Source organism: Paramagnetospirillum caucaseum, from assembly GCF_000342045.1.
Classification (GTDB): Bacteria; Pseudomonadota; Alphaproteobacteria; order Rhodospirillales; family Magnetospirillaceae; genus Phaeospirillum; species Phaeospirillum caucaseum.
Map to the genome: position 1 here is coordinate 21,354 of NZ_AONQ01000046.1, position 13,604 is coordinate 34,957.

18 protein-coding genes are annotated in these 13,604 nt (G+C 67.2%); 13 read left to right on the top strand and 5 right to left on the bottom strand.

Annotated features, from left to right (window positions below):
• The first annotated feature begins 45 nt into the window (after nt 1-45).
• The 5 genes from H261_RS15570 (at nt 46) to H261_RS15585 (ending at nt 4,051) form a co-directional block, all read left to right on the top strand.
• A complete protein-coding gene (locus H261_RS15570) occupies nt 46-1,575 on the top strand; it encodes a malonate--CoA ligase (protein ID WP_008619315.1) in 1,530 nt (509 codons plus the stop codon).
• Nucleotides 1,572-2,606 (top strand): enoyl-CoA hydratase/isomerase family protein, encoded by a 1,035-nt coding sequence (locus H261_RS15575; RefSeq protein ID WP_008619316.1) that lies wholly within the window; start codon nt 1,572-1,574, stop codon nt 2,604-2,606. The genes H261_RS15570 and H261_RS15575 overlap by 4 nt, the downstream gene beginning before the upstream one ends.
• Before the next feature lie 13 nt (nt 2,607-2,619).
• Nucleotides 2,620-3,381 (top strand): SDR family NAD(P)-dependent oxidoreductase, encoded by a 762-nt coding sequence (locus tag H261_RS15580; protein ID WP_008619317.1) that lies wholly within the window; start codon nt 2,620-2,622, stop codon nt 3,379-3,381.
• 195 nt (nt 3,382-3,576) lie between these two features.
• The gene (locus H261_RS23950) at nt 3,577-3,786 is read left to right on the top strand and encodes a hypothetical protein (RefSeq protein ID WP_081608967.1); all 210 of its coding nucleotides are present in this window, start codon (nt 3,577-3,579) and stop codon (nt 3,784-3,786) included.
• 67 nt (nt 3,787-3,853) lie between these two features.
• Nucleotides 3,854-4,051 (top strand): CCE_0567 family metalloprotein, encoded by a 198-nt coding sequence (locus tag H261_RS15585; RefSeq protein ID WP_008619319.1) that lies wholly within the window; start codon nt 3,854-3,856, stop codon nt 4,049-4,051.
• 52 nt (nt 4,052-4,103) lie between these two features.
• Here H261_RS15585 and murI read toward each other — a convergent pair whose 3' ends face one another.
• On the bottom strand, nt 4,104-4,925 hold the full coding sequence (gene murI, locus H261_RS15590; protein ID WP_008619320.1) for a glutamate racemase: 822 nt from the start codon (nt 4,923-4,925) through the stop codon (nt 4,104-4,106).
• 145 nt (nt 4,926-5,070) lie between these two features.
• On the opposite strand from murI, the gene H261_RS15595 reads away from it, so the two are divergent.
• The 5 genes from H261_RS15595 to H261_RS15615 all read left to right on the top strand — a co-directional run bounded on the left by H261_RS15595 (nt 5,071) and on the right by H261_RS15615 (nt 8,983).
• Nucleotides 5,071-5,769 carry a cyclic nucleotide-binding domain-containing protein gene (locus H261_RS15595; RefSeq protein ID WP_008619321.1) on the top strand — a complete coding sequence of 233 codons (699 nt, stop codon included), beginning with the start codon at nt 5,071-5,073 and terminating at the stop codon, nt 5,767-5,769.
• Nucleotides 5,770-5,774: 5 nt separating this feature from the next.
• Nucleotides 5,775-6,473 carry a Crp/Fnr family transcriptional regulator gene (locus H261_RS15600; RefSeq protein ID WP_008619322.1) on the top strand — a complete coding sequence of 233 codons (699 nt, stop codon included), beginning with the start codon at nt 5,775-5,777 and terminating at the stop codon, nt 6,471-6,473.
• Between the two features lie 129 nt (nt 6,474-6,602).
• Entirely contained in the window at nt 6,603-7,187 is a 585-nt protein-coding gene (locus H261_RS15605) for a DUF2249 domain-containing protein (protein WP_235062948.1), read from the top strand.
• Entirely contained in the window at nt 7,187-8,485 is a 1,299-nt protein-coding gene (locus tag H261_RS15610; protein WP_008619325.1) for a hypothetical protein, read from the top strand. The genes H261_RS15605 and H261_RS15610 overlap by 1 nt, the downstream gene beginning before the upstream one ends.
• A gap of 6 nt (nt 8,486-8,491) precedes the next feature.
• Entirely contained in the window at nt 8,492-8,983 is a 492-nt protein-coding gene (locus H261_RS15615) for a hemerythrin domain-containing protein (protein WP_008619327.1), read from the top strand.
• 225 nt (nt 8,984-9,208) lie between these two features.
• On the opposite strand, the gene H261_RS15620 is transcribed toward H261_RS15615, so the two are convergent.
• Nucleotides 9,209-9,550 carry a hypothetical protein gene (locus H261_RS15620; RefSeq protein WP_008619328.1) on the bottom strand — a complete coding sequence of 114 codons (342 nt, stop codon included), beginning with the start codon at nt 9,548-9,550 and terminating at the stop codon, nt 9,209-9,211.
• A 129-nt stretch (nt 9,551-9,679) separates the two neighbouring features.
• Between H261_RS15620 and purU the strand changes: the two genes are divergently transcribed.
• Entirely contained in the window at nt 9,680-10,540 is an 861-nt protein-coding gene (purU, locus tag H261_RS15625; protein WP_008619329.1) for a formyltetrahydrofolate deformylase, read from the top strand.
• A 3-nt stretch (nt 10,541-10,543) separates the two neighbouring features.
• On the opposite strand, the gene H261_RS15630 is transcribed toward purU, so the two are convergent.
• On the bottom strand, nt 10,544-11,170 hold the full coding sequence (locus tag H261_RS15630) for a FecR family protein (RefSeq protein WP_152426905.1): 627 nt from the start codon (nt 11,168-11,170) through the stop codon (nt 10,544-10,546).
• Nucleotides 11,171-11,248: 78 nt separating this feature from the next.
• Here H261_RS15630 and H261_RS15635 point away from each other — a divergent pair, with 78 nt between their 5' ends.
• Together H261_RS15635 and H261_RS15640 are read left to right on the top strand one after the other, a co-directional pair.
• Nucleotides 11,249-11,617: a DUF423 domain-containing protein gene (locus H261_RS15635; protein ID WP_008619333.1), complete on the top strand. Its 369-nt coding sequence runs from the start codon at nt 11,249-11,251 to the stop codon at nt 11,615-11,617.
• Between the two features lie 90 nt (nt 11,618-11,707).
• The gene (locus tag H261_RS15640; protein WP_008619334.1) at nt 11,708-12,073 is read left to right on the top strand and encodes a response regulator; all 366 of its coding nucleotides are present in this window, start codon (nt 11,708-11,710) and stop codon (nt 12,071-12,073) included.
• A gap of 167 nt (nt 12,074-12,240) precedes the next feature.
• Here the strand turns inward: H261_RS15640 and rpmG are convergent, their stop codons facing one another.
• Entirely contained in the window at nt 12,241-12,408 is a 168-nt protein-coding gene (rpmG, locus tag H261_RS15645) for a 50S ribosomal protein L33 (protein ID WP_008619335.1), read from the bottom strand.
• Nucleotides 12,409-12,482: 74 nt separating this feature from the next.
• On the bottom strand, nt 12,483-13,511 hold the full coding sequence (locus tag H261_RS15650; protein WP_235062949.1) for a GGDEF domain-containing protein: 1,029 nt from the start codon (nt 13,509-13,511) through the stop codon (nt 12,483-12,485).
• Between the last annotated feature and the right edge of the window lie 93 nt (nt 13,512-13,604).

A 13,604-nucleotide genomic window follows, 5' to 3' on the forward strand; every position in this document is an offset into this window, starting at 1 on the left:
GGTATCGCCGTACTCCGGGTTCCGTGACGAAGGGAGAGCGCCCCAATGACCGACAATCTGTTCGAGCTGTTCCGCTCGCGCTTTCCCGCCGACCGGTCGCGCACGTTCATCGAGGTCCCCGGCGGACGCGCCGTCAGTTACGGCGACCTGGAGGCGATGAGCGCCCGCTATGCCCACGCCCTGGCGGCGGCCGGGGTCCGGCCGGGCGACCGGGTGGCGGTGCAGGTGGACAAGTCGGCCGAGGCGGTGGTGCTGTACCTCGCCTGTCTGCGGGCCGGGGCGGTGCTGCTGCCCTTGAACACCGCCTATCAGGCGGGTGAGCTGGAATACTTCCTGTCCGACGCTTCGCCGGCCGCCGTGGTGTGCCAGCCGCACCGCCTGGCCGAACTGGAAGGCCTTGCCGTCGCGGCGGGCATCACGGCCTGCGTCATGACGCTGGGCGCCACCGGCGACGGCACCCTGCCCGAACGGGCCGGGGGGCTGGCGGAGACTTTCACCACGGCGCCCAGGGGCGGCGACGACATGGCGGCCATCCTTTATTCCTCGGGCACCACCGGGCGGCCCAAGGGCGCCATGATGAGCCACGCCAATCTCGGCTCCAACGCGCTGACCCTGCATGCGCTGTGGGGCTTCGCCCCCGACGACGTGCTGCTGCACTGCCTGCCCATCTTCCACACCCACGGGCTGTTCGTGGCCATCAACTGCGTGCTCTTGAACGGCAGCGCCATGATCTTCTGCCCCAAATTCGATGCCGAACAGGCCATCGGGCTGCTCAAGCGCGCCACGGTGTTTATGGGGGTGCCCACCTTCTACACCCGCTTCCTGACCAGCCCCAACCTGACGCCGGAGGCCTGCTCCCACATGCGGCTGTTCATCTCCGGCTCGGCGCCGCTGCTGGAGGAGACCTTCAACGCCTTCCGGGAAAAGACCGGCTTCACCATCCTGGAACGTTACGGCATGACCGAGGGCGGCATGTTCACCTCCAACCCGCTGGTCGGTGACCGCCGGGCCGGCACGGTGGGCTTTCCGCTGCCCGACGTGCAATTGCGCATCACCGGCGAGGAGGGGCAGGTGCTGCCCCGGGGCGAAGTGGGCATCATCGAGGTCAAGGGACCCAACATCTTCAAGGGCTACTGGAACATGCCCGAGAAGACCAAGGCCGAGTTCACCGGCGACGGCTTCTTCAAGTCGGGCGACGTGGGCGTCATCGACGAACGGGGTTACGTCTCCATTGTCGGCCGGGCCAAGGATTTGATCATCTCGGGCGGCTACAACGTCTATCCCAAGGAGGTGGAGGACTTCATCGACCGCTTGGCCGGCGTAGTGGAATCCGCCGTAATCGGCATGCCGCACCCCGATTTCGGCGAGGCCGGGCTGGCCGTCGTGGTGGCGGAAAAGGGCGCGGCGCTCACCGCCGAAGGGGTGATCGACGCGCTGAAGGGCCGGCTCGCCAATTACAAGGTTCCCAAGCAGGCGGTGGTGGTCGCCGAACTGCCCCGCAACGCCATGGGCAAGGTGCAGAAGAACGTGCTGCGCGACTCTTACGCCGAGATGTGGAAGGCCAGTCTGCAATGACCTCTGAAATCCATTTCGACGGTGCCGGCCATCTGGGCCGCATCATCCTCGACCGCCCCAAGGCGCTGAACGCCCTGACGCTCGATCAGGTGCACGCCATGCATCCCCGCCTCGACCAATGGGCGGCCGATTCCGAAATCGCCTGCATCACCATCGAGGGGGCGGGCGACAAGGCCTTCTGCGCCGGCGGCGACATCAAACAGTTGTACGAGGCCTGCAAGGCCGGCGACCTGGACTACGTCACCGCCTTCTACCGCGACGAATACCGGCTCAACCGCCGCATCCACACCAGCCCCAAGCCCTATGTGGCGCTGATCGACGGCATCGTCATGGGCGGCGGTGTCGGCGTCTCGGTGCACGGGCTGTACCGCGTCGCCACCGAACGCACCCTGTTCGCCATGCCGGAAACCGGCATCGGCTTCTTTCCCGACGTGGGCGGCTCGTACTTCCTGCCCCGGCTTCCGGGGAGCATCGGCATGTATCTCGGCCTGACCGGGGCAAGGCTGAAGGCCGCCGACACCCTGCATGTGGGCGTCGCCACCCATTACGTCGACAGCGCCCAACTGCCCGCCCTGGTCGAGGCGCTGTCCGAGGCCCGTGACGCCGCCGAAGTGAAGGCGACGCTGGACGGTTTCGCCAGCGACCCCGGCCCGGCGGCCATCGACGGCAAGCGGGAGCTGATCGACCGTTGCTTCGGCAAGGCGACGTTGGCCGAGGTGATCGCCGCCCTGGAGGGCGAGAGCGATCCCTTCGCCGCCGAGACCCTGGGCGTGCTGAAATCCAAGTCGCCCCATCTGGTGGCGGTCAGCTTCGAGATGATCCGGCGCGGCGCGCGGCTCACCTTCGACGAGTGCATGCGCATGGAGTTCCGCCTCGCTTTGGCCCTGGCCCCGGCCCATGACTTCGTCGAGGGCATCCGTGCCCTGCTGATCGACCGCGACAACGCGCCCGCCTGGAATCCGGCGGGGGCGCAAGCCCAGGTGCTGGCGGTCTTCGACAAGGTTCCGGCCGGCGGCGACCTTACCTTCTGACAGGGGAAAGACAATGAACGTCAACGGATTGGCCGCCATCGTCACCGGCGGCGGCTCGGGCCTCGGGCAGGCCACCGCCCGCGCCCTGGCCCAGGCCGGCGCCAAGGTGGCGGTGTTCGACATCAACGCCGCCAACGCCGAGGCCACCGCCCAGGAGATCGGCGGAGTCTTCGCCCAATGCGACGTCACCGATGAGGCCTCGACCCTGGCCGCCCTGGCCAAGGCGCGCGACGCCCACGGCCCGGCCCGCATCGCGGTCAGCTGCGCCGGCGTGGTGACGCCGGGCAAGGTGGTGGGGCGCAAGGGGCCCATGCCGCTGGAGACCTATGCCCGGGTGATAGGGGTCAACCTGATCGGCACCTTCAACGTCATGCGTCTGGCCGCCGCCGACATGGCCGAACTGGAGCCCCTGGACGGCGGCGAGCGCGGCGTCATCGTCAACACCGCCTCCATCGCCGCCTGGGACGGGCAGGTGGGCCAGTGCGCCTATGCCTCGTCCAAGGGCGGGGTGGCCGCCCTGTCGCTGCCCGCCGCCCGCGAATTCGCCCCCCTGGGCATCCGGGTCATGGCGGTGGCGCCGGGCTACATGGAGACCCCCATGCTGGCCGGCATGCCCGATGAGGTGATGGACAATCTGGTGGCCTCCACCCTGTTCCCCCATCGCCTGGGGCGGCCCGAGGAATTCGCCAGGATGGTGTTGGCCATCTGCGACAATCCCATGCTCAACGGCAGCGCCATCCGCCTGGACGGCGCGGTGAGGATGCCGCCGCAATAGGTATTTACCGAAGTGCGGGCTTGATGTTTGTCATATATATCTTTATATTTATATGCACGGTCGCGGCTCGCCTCAGGTTTGCCGTAATCGTACCTAGAATGCTTGGACGGGACCAAGCGTCACGGAACCTTCGCTTGTCGGCGAGGCCCGGTGGCTCTAGGAATCCCGAAGCGAAACAAGGACGACCGGACCATCATGATCCCGACCCAGGACGAATATTGCCATTGCCCCCATTGCGGCCGCCGGACCCGGCACTCCGTGGTGCGTGAGCGGGTTCTCGCCCCGGTTCTGTGGTGCCTGTCCTGCTTCCGCACCCGGGTGGAGGCCGTCGAGGCCGCCCCCATGACGGCATCCCGGCCGGTACGCCCCGTTGACGCGGGGCAGCCCTACCGTCTCGCCGGTTGATGGGGCGGGTGGGGCCGGGCTACACTCGCCCTGCCGCCACGCCCCTCATACCGGAGTTTCCCGCATCATGAGCGACGTCGAAGCCCTCAAGGCCGAGGTCAGGACACTGAGCGCCCAGGCGACCCAGGCCAAGATGGACCTGCACGACCTGTCCGAGGACCTGCCCCTCGGCTGGGAGAAGATCCCGGCGGTGGCGGCATCCTGCCACGACCTCTATGCCCGCCTGACCCAGGCCCGTGCCGCCCTGAAGGCGGCGGGGGGCTGAGCCAACCCCGTCTCCGCCCCCCGGGTCAAGCCCGGGGGGGCGGAATGGCGGGCTACCCGAGGTCGATGGATTCGACCTCGGCTTCCTTGATGATCCAGGGCACGAAGACCTTCGACACCCGGGCGAAGCGCTCCGGCGCGTCGGTGGCGAGGTAGCGCACCGTCGCCGCGCCGCCCTCGGCCTTGAGGTTGCGGAGCGACAGCAGGTCTTCCAGCACCATGGCGGTGGTCGAGGCGGAATCCACCACGGCCACGTCGCGGCCCAGCAGTCGGCGGAACAGCGGCGCCAGAGCGGGGAAGTGGGTGCAGCCCAGCAGCAGGCAGTCGGCGGAATCGGGGCCGCTGAACAGCGGGTCGAGATAGTGCCGGGCGATCTGCTCGGCGATGGGGCCGTCCACCAGCCCCTCCTCGACCATGGAGACGAACAGCGGACAGGGCAGTTGCGTCACCTGGGCGTGGGGGCGCGAATGCAGGATGGCGCGGGGATAGGTGCCGGCCTGCACGGCGCTTTCGGTGGCGATGACCACGATGCGGCCCCGCGCCGAGGCCGCCGCCGCGGCGGCCGCGCCGGGCTCCACCACGCCGACCACCGGCAGGCCGGGAAAGGCGGCGCGCAGATCGTCCAGCGCATGGGCCGACGAGGTGTTGTCGGCTACCAGCAGCGCCTTGATGCCGTAGGAGACCAGCTTGCGGGTGGCTTCCAGGGCGTAGGCCGCCACGGTCTGGGCGCTCTTGGTGCCGTAGGGCAGCCGCGCCGTGTCGCCCAGATAGATCAGCGATTCGCCGGGCAGGCGCTCGCGCACCGCCTTCAGCACGGTCAGTCCGCCGACGCCGGAATCGAAGATGCCGATGGGAAGATGGGGGTTGCCGGTCATGGTGCCTGGTTCGGAAGGTGAGTCAGCTGCATACTTAGACCTCCACTGGACCTCCGGCAAGGGGACGTATTTAGGGGCTGGAACCGTCCGGCACTTCGTCGTACGGTGCCCCCCGATTGACCGGAGTCACACGAGGGAATCCGTAATGACGCAGGCACTCGACCGCGAGGTGCTACTGCAACTGCAATTCGCGCCGCTGTTCACCGGCCTGGCCGAGAAGGACGTGCGCGCGCTTCTTGACGGCGCCGAACTGCTGGTTCTGGGGCACGAGCACCTGCTCTACCGCGAGGGCGACCCGGTGGAGCGCTTCTACGTGGTGCTGGACGGCCACGTCGAATTGTCGCTGGAGGTGGACGGCAAGAAGAGCGTGGTCGAGGTGGCGCGGCGCGCCACCGTGCTGGCCGATGCCGCCATGTTCGGCCCCGGCCGCTACATCATGACCGCGCGGGTGCTGACCGGGGCGACCCTGCTGGCCATTCCGGCCCCGTCATTCCGTGCCCGCCTGGAAGAGCGCCTGGACATCACGCTGCACATGCTGACCACCATGAGCTTCCGCCTGCGCATGCTGGTCCGCCAGATCGCCGAGCTGAAGCTGAAGACCACCGCCCAGCGCCTGGGGTCCTTCCTGCTGACCATGGTGGAGGCCGAGGACGGCAAGGCCGAGCTGCGCTTTCCCTACGACAAGAAGCTGGTGGCCGACCAGCTGGGCATGAAGCCGGAAAGCCTGTCCCGCGCGTTGGGCAAGCTGGGGCGCATCGGGGTCGAGTCCCTGCCCGACAATCTGGTGGTCATCGCCGACGTGGCCCGGTTGCGCGAATTCTGCGCCGAAGAAGAGGTGGGATAAGGCCGATGGGACTGAGCGCCGCCGAACTGGATCTCGTCGCCAAGGCCCCCCTGCTGGCCGGGCTGTCGCCCACCGATCTCGCCCTGCTGATGGACGGCGCCCATTCCGCCGCCTATCCCGAGACCGAGCTGCTGTTCAGCCAGGGCGACAAGGCCGACCGCTTCTTCATCCTGCTGGAGGGTCGGGTCAACGTCTTCGCCCTGACCGAGACCGGCGACCAGTCCATCATCGAGGTGTTCGACCCCATCGTGTCGTTCGCCGAGGCCGCCATCTTCTCGTCGGGCATCTTTCCCCTGAACGCCGAGGTGATGGCCGGGTCGAGGCTGGTGCACGTACCCGCCTCGCTGTTCCTCAAGCGCCTGGCCGACAACCGCTCGCTGGGTCTGCTGCTGCTGGGCGGCCTGTCCCAATGGCAGTTCCGCCTGGTCCACGAGATCAGCGAGTTGAAGAGCAAGTCGCCGGGCCAGCGCCTCGCCACCTTCCTGCTGGCTTTGGCCGCCAAGGCGGGGGCCGACGGTTCGGGCAAGGTGCGCCTGCCGCTGACCAAGGCGGTGCTGGCCAGCCGCATCGGCATCGCGCCGGAAAGCCTGTCGCGCGCCCTGAACCGCCTCAAGGCCTTCGGCGTCGAGACCCATGGCCGCGAGGTGGAGATCACCGATGTGGAGGCCCTGCGCCGCATGGTGCGCGAGGGCGGCGGGGAATAGCGCCACCCGGACCGGGATGACGGTGCCGCAAATGCCTCCAATCCGCACATAAAAACTCAGCTTAACAAACGTCAAGGCGGGACCTTGGTCGTAGGGGCAGCTTGTGGATCACCCTTGCGGAAGGTGTTCATGATGGCCGGTGACGTGGCGAGTGCGGTGATCAACGAGGCTGGAGGGCCGCCGGAATGGCTGTCCCTGGCGCTCGACGCCTCGCCGCTGGACGTCCGCTCACTGCTGGCCCAGGGCGTCGATCCCTTCGCCACCGTCATGGAAGCCGCCTCGGGGATCGAATTCGGCGGCTCCCTGGTGATCGACGCGCCCTTCAATCCGTCGCCGCTGCGGCGCATCCTGGCCGGGCGGGGTTTCTCGTCCTATGGCCGCAAGCTCAATGAGGGCCATTGGCGGGTATTTTTCCACCTGGATGGCGGCGTGGATTGGGAAAGCGGCGCCGAGGTGGACGTGGGGCCCGAGGGCGCCATGACCTGGCGCGAGGAGGACGGGCTGCACATCGACGTGCGCAAGCTGACGCCGCCCAATCCCATGCTGGCCATCCTGCGGCTGATCGAACGCGCCGGTCCGGGCGAGACCGTGGTGGTCCACCACGAGCGCGAACCCCATTTCCTCGCCCCCGAACTGGCTGAGCGCGGCTGGCGCATCGCCCGGGTTTCCAGCGAGGTGGTCAATGTCAGGCTGTGGCTGGAGCGGATGAGCTGATGTTTCCCGGCAGCTTCATGATGGGGGCGAAGGACCGCCTCCTGCCTCCCTCCGTCCCCTACCGCTTCTTCGTGGCGGCGGCGGCCTTCCACCTGCTGGCCTGGGTGCTGCTGCTGGTCGGCAATGACGGCATCCTCGGCTTTGCCGGTGGCCAGGGCATGGTTCTGGCGGCGCTGCACCTGATCACGCTGGGCACCCTGGCCATGACCGCCATGGGGGCCGCCATCCAGCTGCTGCCGGTGGCGACGCGGCGCCCTCTCGGCCCCATCTGGGCCATCAAGCTGATGTTCATCCTCTATGTCCCCGGCGTGGCGCTGTTCGCCGGCGGCCTGGCCCATGCCGTCGCCTGGGTCCAGCATGCCGGCGCGACCCTCAGCGTCGCCGGTCTGGTCCTGTTCGGCGGCCTGGTGGGGGCCAACCTGCGCAAGGTGGGCGACCTGCCCGGCGTCACCCGCCACGCCTGGCTGGCGGTGGCCTCGCTGATCGGCCTCGCCGTTCTCGGGCTGCTGCTGGTCATCGACTTCACCAAGGGCTTCCTGCCCGATCACGGGGCGGCGGCCGCCGCCCACGCGGTGCTGGCCGGCTACGGCTTCATGGGCATGCTGGCGCTGGGCTTCTCCTACGTGCTGATCCCCATGTTCGTGCTGGGCTCGGCGGTTCCCGACGTGGTGGGCAAGCGGACGGCGCTGCTGTCGGGGCTGGGCCTGGCGGTGGGGGCGGGGGGCGCCCTGGCCGGGTTCGGTCCGGCCGCCGCCTTAGGGATCCTGCTGGGGCTGGCCGCCACGGCGGTCTATCTGCGCGGCATGCTGGCCAGCCTCAAGACCCGCATGAAGAAGCGCCTGGAGCCGTTCTTCCGCATGGTGTGGGTCGCCTGGGCGCTGCTGCCGCTCAGCCTGCTGGCCGGGCTGGCCCCGGCGCTGGGCGCGCCGCTCGACCCCTGGGCGGGGCTGTGGGGCTTTCTGCTGGTGTTCGGCTGGCTCTTGTCCTTCGTCACGGCGATCCTGCAGCGGATCATGCCATTCCTGGCCTCCATGCATTCCTCGGCCCTGGGTGGCAAGCCGGCGTTGCTGTCGCACCTTGCGCCCAAGCTGCCGGTCGATATTCACCTGGGCTGCCATGTGGCCGCCCTGGTCCTGGTTTCCACCGCCCTGGCCGGCGGCTGGGTCTGGCCGCTGCGGCTGGGCCTGATCGCCGGTCTGGCCGGTGCCGTCGCGTTCGGCGTCTACACCGTGGAGGTGTTGCGCCGGTATCGGTCCCACATGGCCGCCGCCGCCGCTGCGGCCGCTCAACAAGGATAGCGTTCCATGAATACCCAGACCGGCGCCCTGCTGCATCAGGCCCACATGACCACCATCGAGGCGTTGCAGTCGCTGGACGAGCTGCTCGGCTCCCACAAGAAGGCGCCGGCCAAGGACGACCTGCTGGGCCGCAAGCTCAAGCAGCTGGCCCGCATCCTCAAGTCCGAGGTGGAAAACCATTTCGGCTTCGAGGAGAACCACCTGTTCAAGGTGTTCGTCGAGCAGGGCGAGACCGGCATCGTCACCATGCTGACCCACGAGCACCGCTCGATCCTGCCGCTGGCGCTGCAGGTAGCTGACTTGGCGGTGGCCGCCGCCGAGTCCGGCTTCACCGACGCCACCTGGACCGAGTTCAAGGATGCCGGCGCCGAACTGGTCGAGCGCGAGATCTTCCACATCCAGAAGGAAGAGATGGGCCTGCTGGCCGCCATCGCCTCGCTGGTCGATCCCGAGATGGACGAGGAACTGGCCAACATCTACCGCGCCGAAGTGGGCTGATATCCCCAAAACTCAAAGTGAGCTCTGGCTAGGCCCAAGGGGCCGCGCGGGCGCCGGCTTTGCCGGCAAACATGTGTTAGCGCGCTTTCGCGCGCGGTGCCGCGGGAGGCAAGGGCGCGGAGGCGCCCGCCCGCCGCTTGAGGGCGGTGTCGATCGGAATCGATCGACACAAACATGAGAAAGACCCCCCGGCCGGCGCCGGGGGGTCTTTTTCGCGCGAAAAGCCTATTCCGCCTCGATGCCGGCGGCGGGCAGCACGGTGACGCCGGTGCCGTCCTCGTCCTCGATCAGCACGATATCGCCCTCGATGCGGTCGCCGTCTTCAGCCAGATTGTTGAAGTAGTGCCACAGGAACGAGACGGCGATGGTCTGGTCGATCTCGTCGTCCTCTTCCATCTCGTCCTCGTCCATGGCCGAGATGTCGCGCAGGATCTCCAGCGAGTCCTCGAACATCTCGTTCATGTCGGGCTTGTCCTCGAGGACGTTCTTGATGATGTAGTCGTGCTCGGAATCTTCCAGCTCGTACTTCCACTGGGCGCTGCCCGACTTGTAGTAAACGGTGATCATCAAGCCTGCTCCGTGAGGGAACGATTTCCCGCGACCTTCGGGCATTTGCGGCGAAAAGGCAAGGGCGGGATTGCCCATCCGCGCCGGGTCGGATAAACCCTTTGATCTATTTGAAAGAGGAGCCTGATCATGGCCGACAAGCCCGCCTGGGTGCTGACCATCACCTGCCCCGACACGGTGGGAATCGTGGCGGCGGTTTCGGGGTTCCTGAGCACCCACGACTGCTTCATCACCGAGGCGGCCCAGTTCGGCGACCCCCTGTCGTCGCGCTTCTTCATGCGCATCGTGTTCGGGGCCGGCGCCATGACGCCGCCCATGGCCGAGTTGGAAAAGCTGTTCACCGAGGTGGCGGCCCGCTTCCAGATGATCTGGAAGCTGCATGACGGCTCGCGCAAGGCCCGGGTGGTGATCCTGGTGTCCAAGTTCGGGCATTGCCTGAACGACCTGCTGCACCGCTACCATACCGGCTCGCTGCCCATCGAGATTCCGGCGGTGATCTCCAACCACCAGGACATGCGCTCCATCGTCGAATGGCACGGTATCCCCTATCACTACCTGGCGGTGGACAAGCACGACAAGACCGCCCAGGAGAACCGGGTGATGGAGGTGATCGGGCGCGCCGATGCCGAACTGGTGGTGCTGGCCCGCTACATGCAGATCCTGTCCACCGACATGTGCACCCGGCTGCAGGGCAAGGCCATCAACATCCACCACTCGTTCCTGCCCAGCTTCAAGGGCGCCAAGCCCTATCACCAGGCCCATTCCCGCGGCGTCAAGATCATCGGCGCCACCGCCCATTACGTCACCCCCGACCTGGACGAGGGGCCGATCATCGAGCAGGGCGTCGAGCGCGTCGACCACACCCACACCCCCGACGATCTGGTGGCCATCGGCCGCGACATCGAGAACGTGGTGCTGGCCCGTGCCGTGCGCTGGCACACCGAGCACCGGGTGCTGCTCAACGGCTCGAAGACGGTGGTGTTCCGGTAGGCGTCAGTTTTCGAAGCCGACCGTGGCGAAGGCGCGCCGGATGCGGTCGTCGCCCCAGAAGGACGGCGGAAGCGGCGCGCCCCCCGGCCCGGCCACCGACGTCCCTTCGCCCGGCGTTCCCAACTCGACGCTGCCGGCCGCCGTGGTCACCACGATGCGGCCTTCGAGCAGCAGCACGCTGAGCGGATCGTCCAGCGGCCCGCCCCAGAACTGGGTGCCGCGCACCCCCACCGAGGCCAGCGGCGTCTTCACCGTCAGGGGATGATCGGGCAGCTTGCCCACCGCCCCGGTGCGCAGCAGGAACGAACCCTCGACCAGGGCCAGTTCCGCCGCGCCCGCCGCCTGGGCGGCGTTCCAGGCGAAGGCGGCCACCGCCATCTCGGCCCCGTCGCTCAATGTCAGTTCCATGCCGTCGATGAACTGGACCAGCAGGCGGGCGCCGGGGCCGGTGCGCAGGGATTCCCCCCGCCGGATGGGGTCGCCCACCGCCAGGGGGCGGGCGGCGGCGGCCTCGCGGGCTTCGGCGCTGCCCTGCAGGCGGACCACCTTGCCCACCTCCTGGGCGCCGGCGCCGGGGGCCAGCAGGATCAGGCCCAGGACCAGGGCCAACAGCATGTGCGGAACAGGCATTCCCAACTCCCCCCTTGCCGGGCAAACTCGCTTCATTATCTCGTGAGGCGGCACGGGTCGGTCAAGGAGGAGAATAGCATGGGCGTCTGGTTGATGCTGGCCGGGCTGAACGGAGCCATGGCCATCGGGTTCGCCGCCTGGGGCTCCCACGGGATGGACGGCGAGGCAGCCCGCTGGGTGGGGCTGGCCAGCCAGTTCCAGTTGCTGCACGCCGTCGCTCTGCTGGCTCTGGCGCGGTTCTGCGGCGAGCGCCGCCGGCTGTTCCGTCCCGCCGCCGTCCTGATGGTCGCCGGCGTCGCGCTGTTCTCCGGCTCGCTTTACCTGAAGGCGCTGGGGGGTGCCTTGCCGGTCCCGATGATTACGCCCCTTGGTGGAATAAGCCTTGCCGCATCCTGGCTGCTGCTGGCGCTGGGCGGGTGGTTAGCCGGCGATCATGCTCGGATTTGACTTGGGGCATGGAATTGCCCATGATGCCTCTGCAAAGGGCAGCCTGCGACATCGGGGTCATTTCGGGCTGAATGGGGAAATGGGAAGGTCATGGCCAAGTCTGTGCTGATCGTCGAAGACAATGACTTGAATATGAAATTATTCAACGATTTGTTGCAGGCCAATGGCTACGAGACCATCCAGACCAAGGATGGCCGCGAGGCCATGGACATCGCCCGCAAGCACCGCCCCGACCTGATCCTGATGGATATCCAGCTGCCGGAGATTTCCGGCCTGGAAATCACCAAGATGCTGAAGAGCGACGCGGAGCTGAAGTCCATCCCGGTGATCGCCGTCACCGCCTTCGCCATGAAGGGCGACGAGGAAAAGATCCGCGAGGGCGGCTGCGAGGGCTATATCGCCAAGCCCATCTCGGTGGCCAACTTCCTGCAGACCGTGGCACGCTTCCTGGAATAGGGCGCGACTTTTTTCAGAAAGCAGCCGAGCCTGCCATCCTGGCGGCCATCGGGCGAGCCCTCTCGCTTGCGCTTGGAATGACATTGCCCATAGGCAAAACGAAAAGGGCGCCCATGGGGCGCCCTTCGATCTTTGCTGTCGCTGCCGGCCGAAGGGCCGGCGCCCGACTACTTGATCTTCGCTTCCTTGAACTGGACGTGCTTGCGCACGACCGGATCGTACTTGCGGAATTCAAGCTTCTCGGTCGTCTTGCGGGGATTCTTCTTCGCCACGTAGAAGAAGCCCGTCCCTGCGGAGCTCAACAGCTTGATGAGAATGGTGGCAGGCTTGGCCATGGCGAAAATCCCGAACAGCGTTGGTGATGAAAACTCGAGGCGCGCACCATACTGATCCCGACAGCAGAGTCAAGTCAGAATAGCTTGGCCTTGGCGAGGGAGGGGCATTCGAAGGGCAATTCCCCCTCCGCCACCAATTGCTCGAACGAGCGGACCTGGTCGCGGCCATGCCCCTTGGCGTAGTACAGGGCGCGGTCGGCATTGCCGATCACCACCGAGGGCTTGTCGTCGCAATCGATGCGCACATAGCCGACGCTGACGGTGATGCGGCCCACCTCGGGGAAGGCGAAGCCCGCCACCGTGGCGCGGAAGCGTTCGAACACCGCCTGGGCGGCGGCGAAGGTGGTGGGGGCCAGCAGGACGACGAATTCCTCGCCGCCGAAGCGGAACAGCTTGTCCTCGCTGCGGAACGCCTTGCGCATCAGCGCCGACAGCAGCAGCAGCACCTCGTCGCCGAACACATGGCCGTAGGTGTCGTTGATGCGCTTGAAGCGGTCGATGTCGATGATGCCCAGCCAGTGATGCTGGCCGTCCAGGTGGGCTTCACGCCGGTTGCCGTTGAACGACACGTCGATATGGCGGCTGTCGGCGACGATGGCGCTGAAATTCTCGTCGAAGGTCTTGCGGTTCTTCAGGCCGGTCAGCGTGTCGCGGGCCGCGTCCCACAGGATGGTCAGGTAGTTGCGGTAGATGGCGACGAAGCCCTTGATCAGGGCGGCCGGTTCCTCCTGGCCGGGGGCGGTGCGGGTGACCAGGAAGGCGCAGACCTTGCCGCGGTCGTCGACCACCGGATGGGCGCGGCGGATGCTCCCGTCGGCCAGGACCTCGCTCCGCTCGGTGCCGAGCGCCATGCAGTCCAGCAGCAGGGGGTCGCCGCCGATCTCCTGCAATTCGTCGGGCGGGTCGCCGCCGTCGCGGCTGCGGATCGCCGCCCAGTCGATGAAGATGCCGTTGGCGGTGGGCATGGGCGTGCAGATGCCGCAGAACGGCAGATGCGCCAGCTCGGCCAGGGTGGCGGCCAGGCAATCCTCCAGATGCTTCTGACTGCGCTGCTCCGTCAGGAGCACGACCGAAGACAGGATCGATTCCGGTGTGATCGACACGCGAAAGGCCTTCCCCAAAAGTATTCCATGCAAGCTTATTCTCAAGGATATGGCGGGTGTCAATGAGTGTCTGGTGACAAGGTCTCTCCTAGG

Excerpts from the sequence above, each read along its gene's own strand:
- purU (WP_008619329.1), top strand. The coding sequence starts at position 9,680 with ATGGCCGACAAGCCCGCCTGGGTGCTGACCATCACCTGCCCCGACACG.
- H261_RS15580 (WP_008619317.1), top strand. The coding sequence starts at position 2,620 with ATGAACGTCAACGGATTGGCCGCCATCGTCACCGGCGGCGGCTCGGGC.
- H261_RS15635 (WP_008619333.1), top strand. The coding sequence starts at position 11,249 with ATGGGCGTCTGGTTGATGCTGGCCGGGCTGAACGGAGCCATGGCCATC.
- H261_RS15610 (WP_008619325.1), top strand. The coding sequence starts at position 7,187 with ATGTTTCCCGGCAGCTTCATGATGGGGGCGAAGGACCGCCTCCTGCCT.
- H261_RS15575 (WP_008619316.1), top strand. The coding sequence starts at position 1,572 with ATGACCTCTGAAATCCATTTCGACGGTGCCGGCCATCTGGGCCGCATC.
- H261_RS15630 (WP_152426905.1), bottom strand. The coding sequence starts at position 11,170 with ATGCCTGTTCCGCACATGCTGTTGGCCCTGGTCCTGGGCCTGATCCTG.
- H261_RS15585 (WP_008619319.1), top strand. The coding sequence starts at position 3,854 with ATGAGCGACGTCGAAGCCCTCAAGGCCGAGGTCAGGACACTGAGCGCC.
- H261_RS23950 (WP_081608967.1), top strand. The coding sequence starts at position 3,577 with ATGATCCCGACCCAGGACGAATATTGCCATTGCCCCCATTGCGGCCGC.
- rpmG (WP_008619335.1), bottom strand. The coding sequence starts at position 12,408 with ATGGCCAAGCCTGCCACCATTCTCATCAAGCTGTTGAGCTCCGCAGGG.
- H261_RS15620 (WP_008619328.1), bottom strand. The coding sequence starts at position 9,550 with ATGATCACCGTTTACTACAAGTCGGGCAGCGCCCAGTGGAAGTACGAG.
- H261_RS15570 (WP_008619315.1), top strand. The coding sequence starts at position 46 with ATGACCGACAATCTGTTCGAGCTGTTCCGCTCGCGCTTTCCCGCCGAC.
- H261_RS15640 (WP_008619334.1), top strand. The coding sequence starts at position 11,708 with ATGGCCAAGTCTGTGCTGATCGTCGAAGACAATGACTTGAATATGAAA.
- H261_RS15595 (WP_008619321.1), top strand. The coding sequence starts at position 5,071 with ATGACGCAGGCACTCGACCGCGAGGTGCTACTGCAACTGCAATTCGCG.
- H261_RS15600 (WP_008619322.1), top strand. The coding sequence starts at position 5,775 with ATGGGACTGAGCGCCGCCGAACTGGATCTCGTCGCCAAGGCCCCCCTG.
- H261_RS15615 (WP_008619327.1), top strand. The coding sequence starts at position 8,492 with ATGAATACCCAGACCGGCGCCCTGCTGCATCAGGCCCACATGACCACC.
- H261_RS15605 (WP_235062948.1), top strand. The coding sequence starts at position 6,603 with ATGATGGCCGGTGACGTGGCGAGTGCGGTGATCAACGAGGCTGGAGGG.
- murI (WP_008619320.1), bottom strand. The coding sequence starts at position 4,925 with ATGACCGGCAACCCCCATCTTCCCATCGGCATCTTCGATTCCGGCGTC.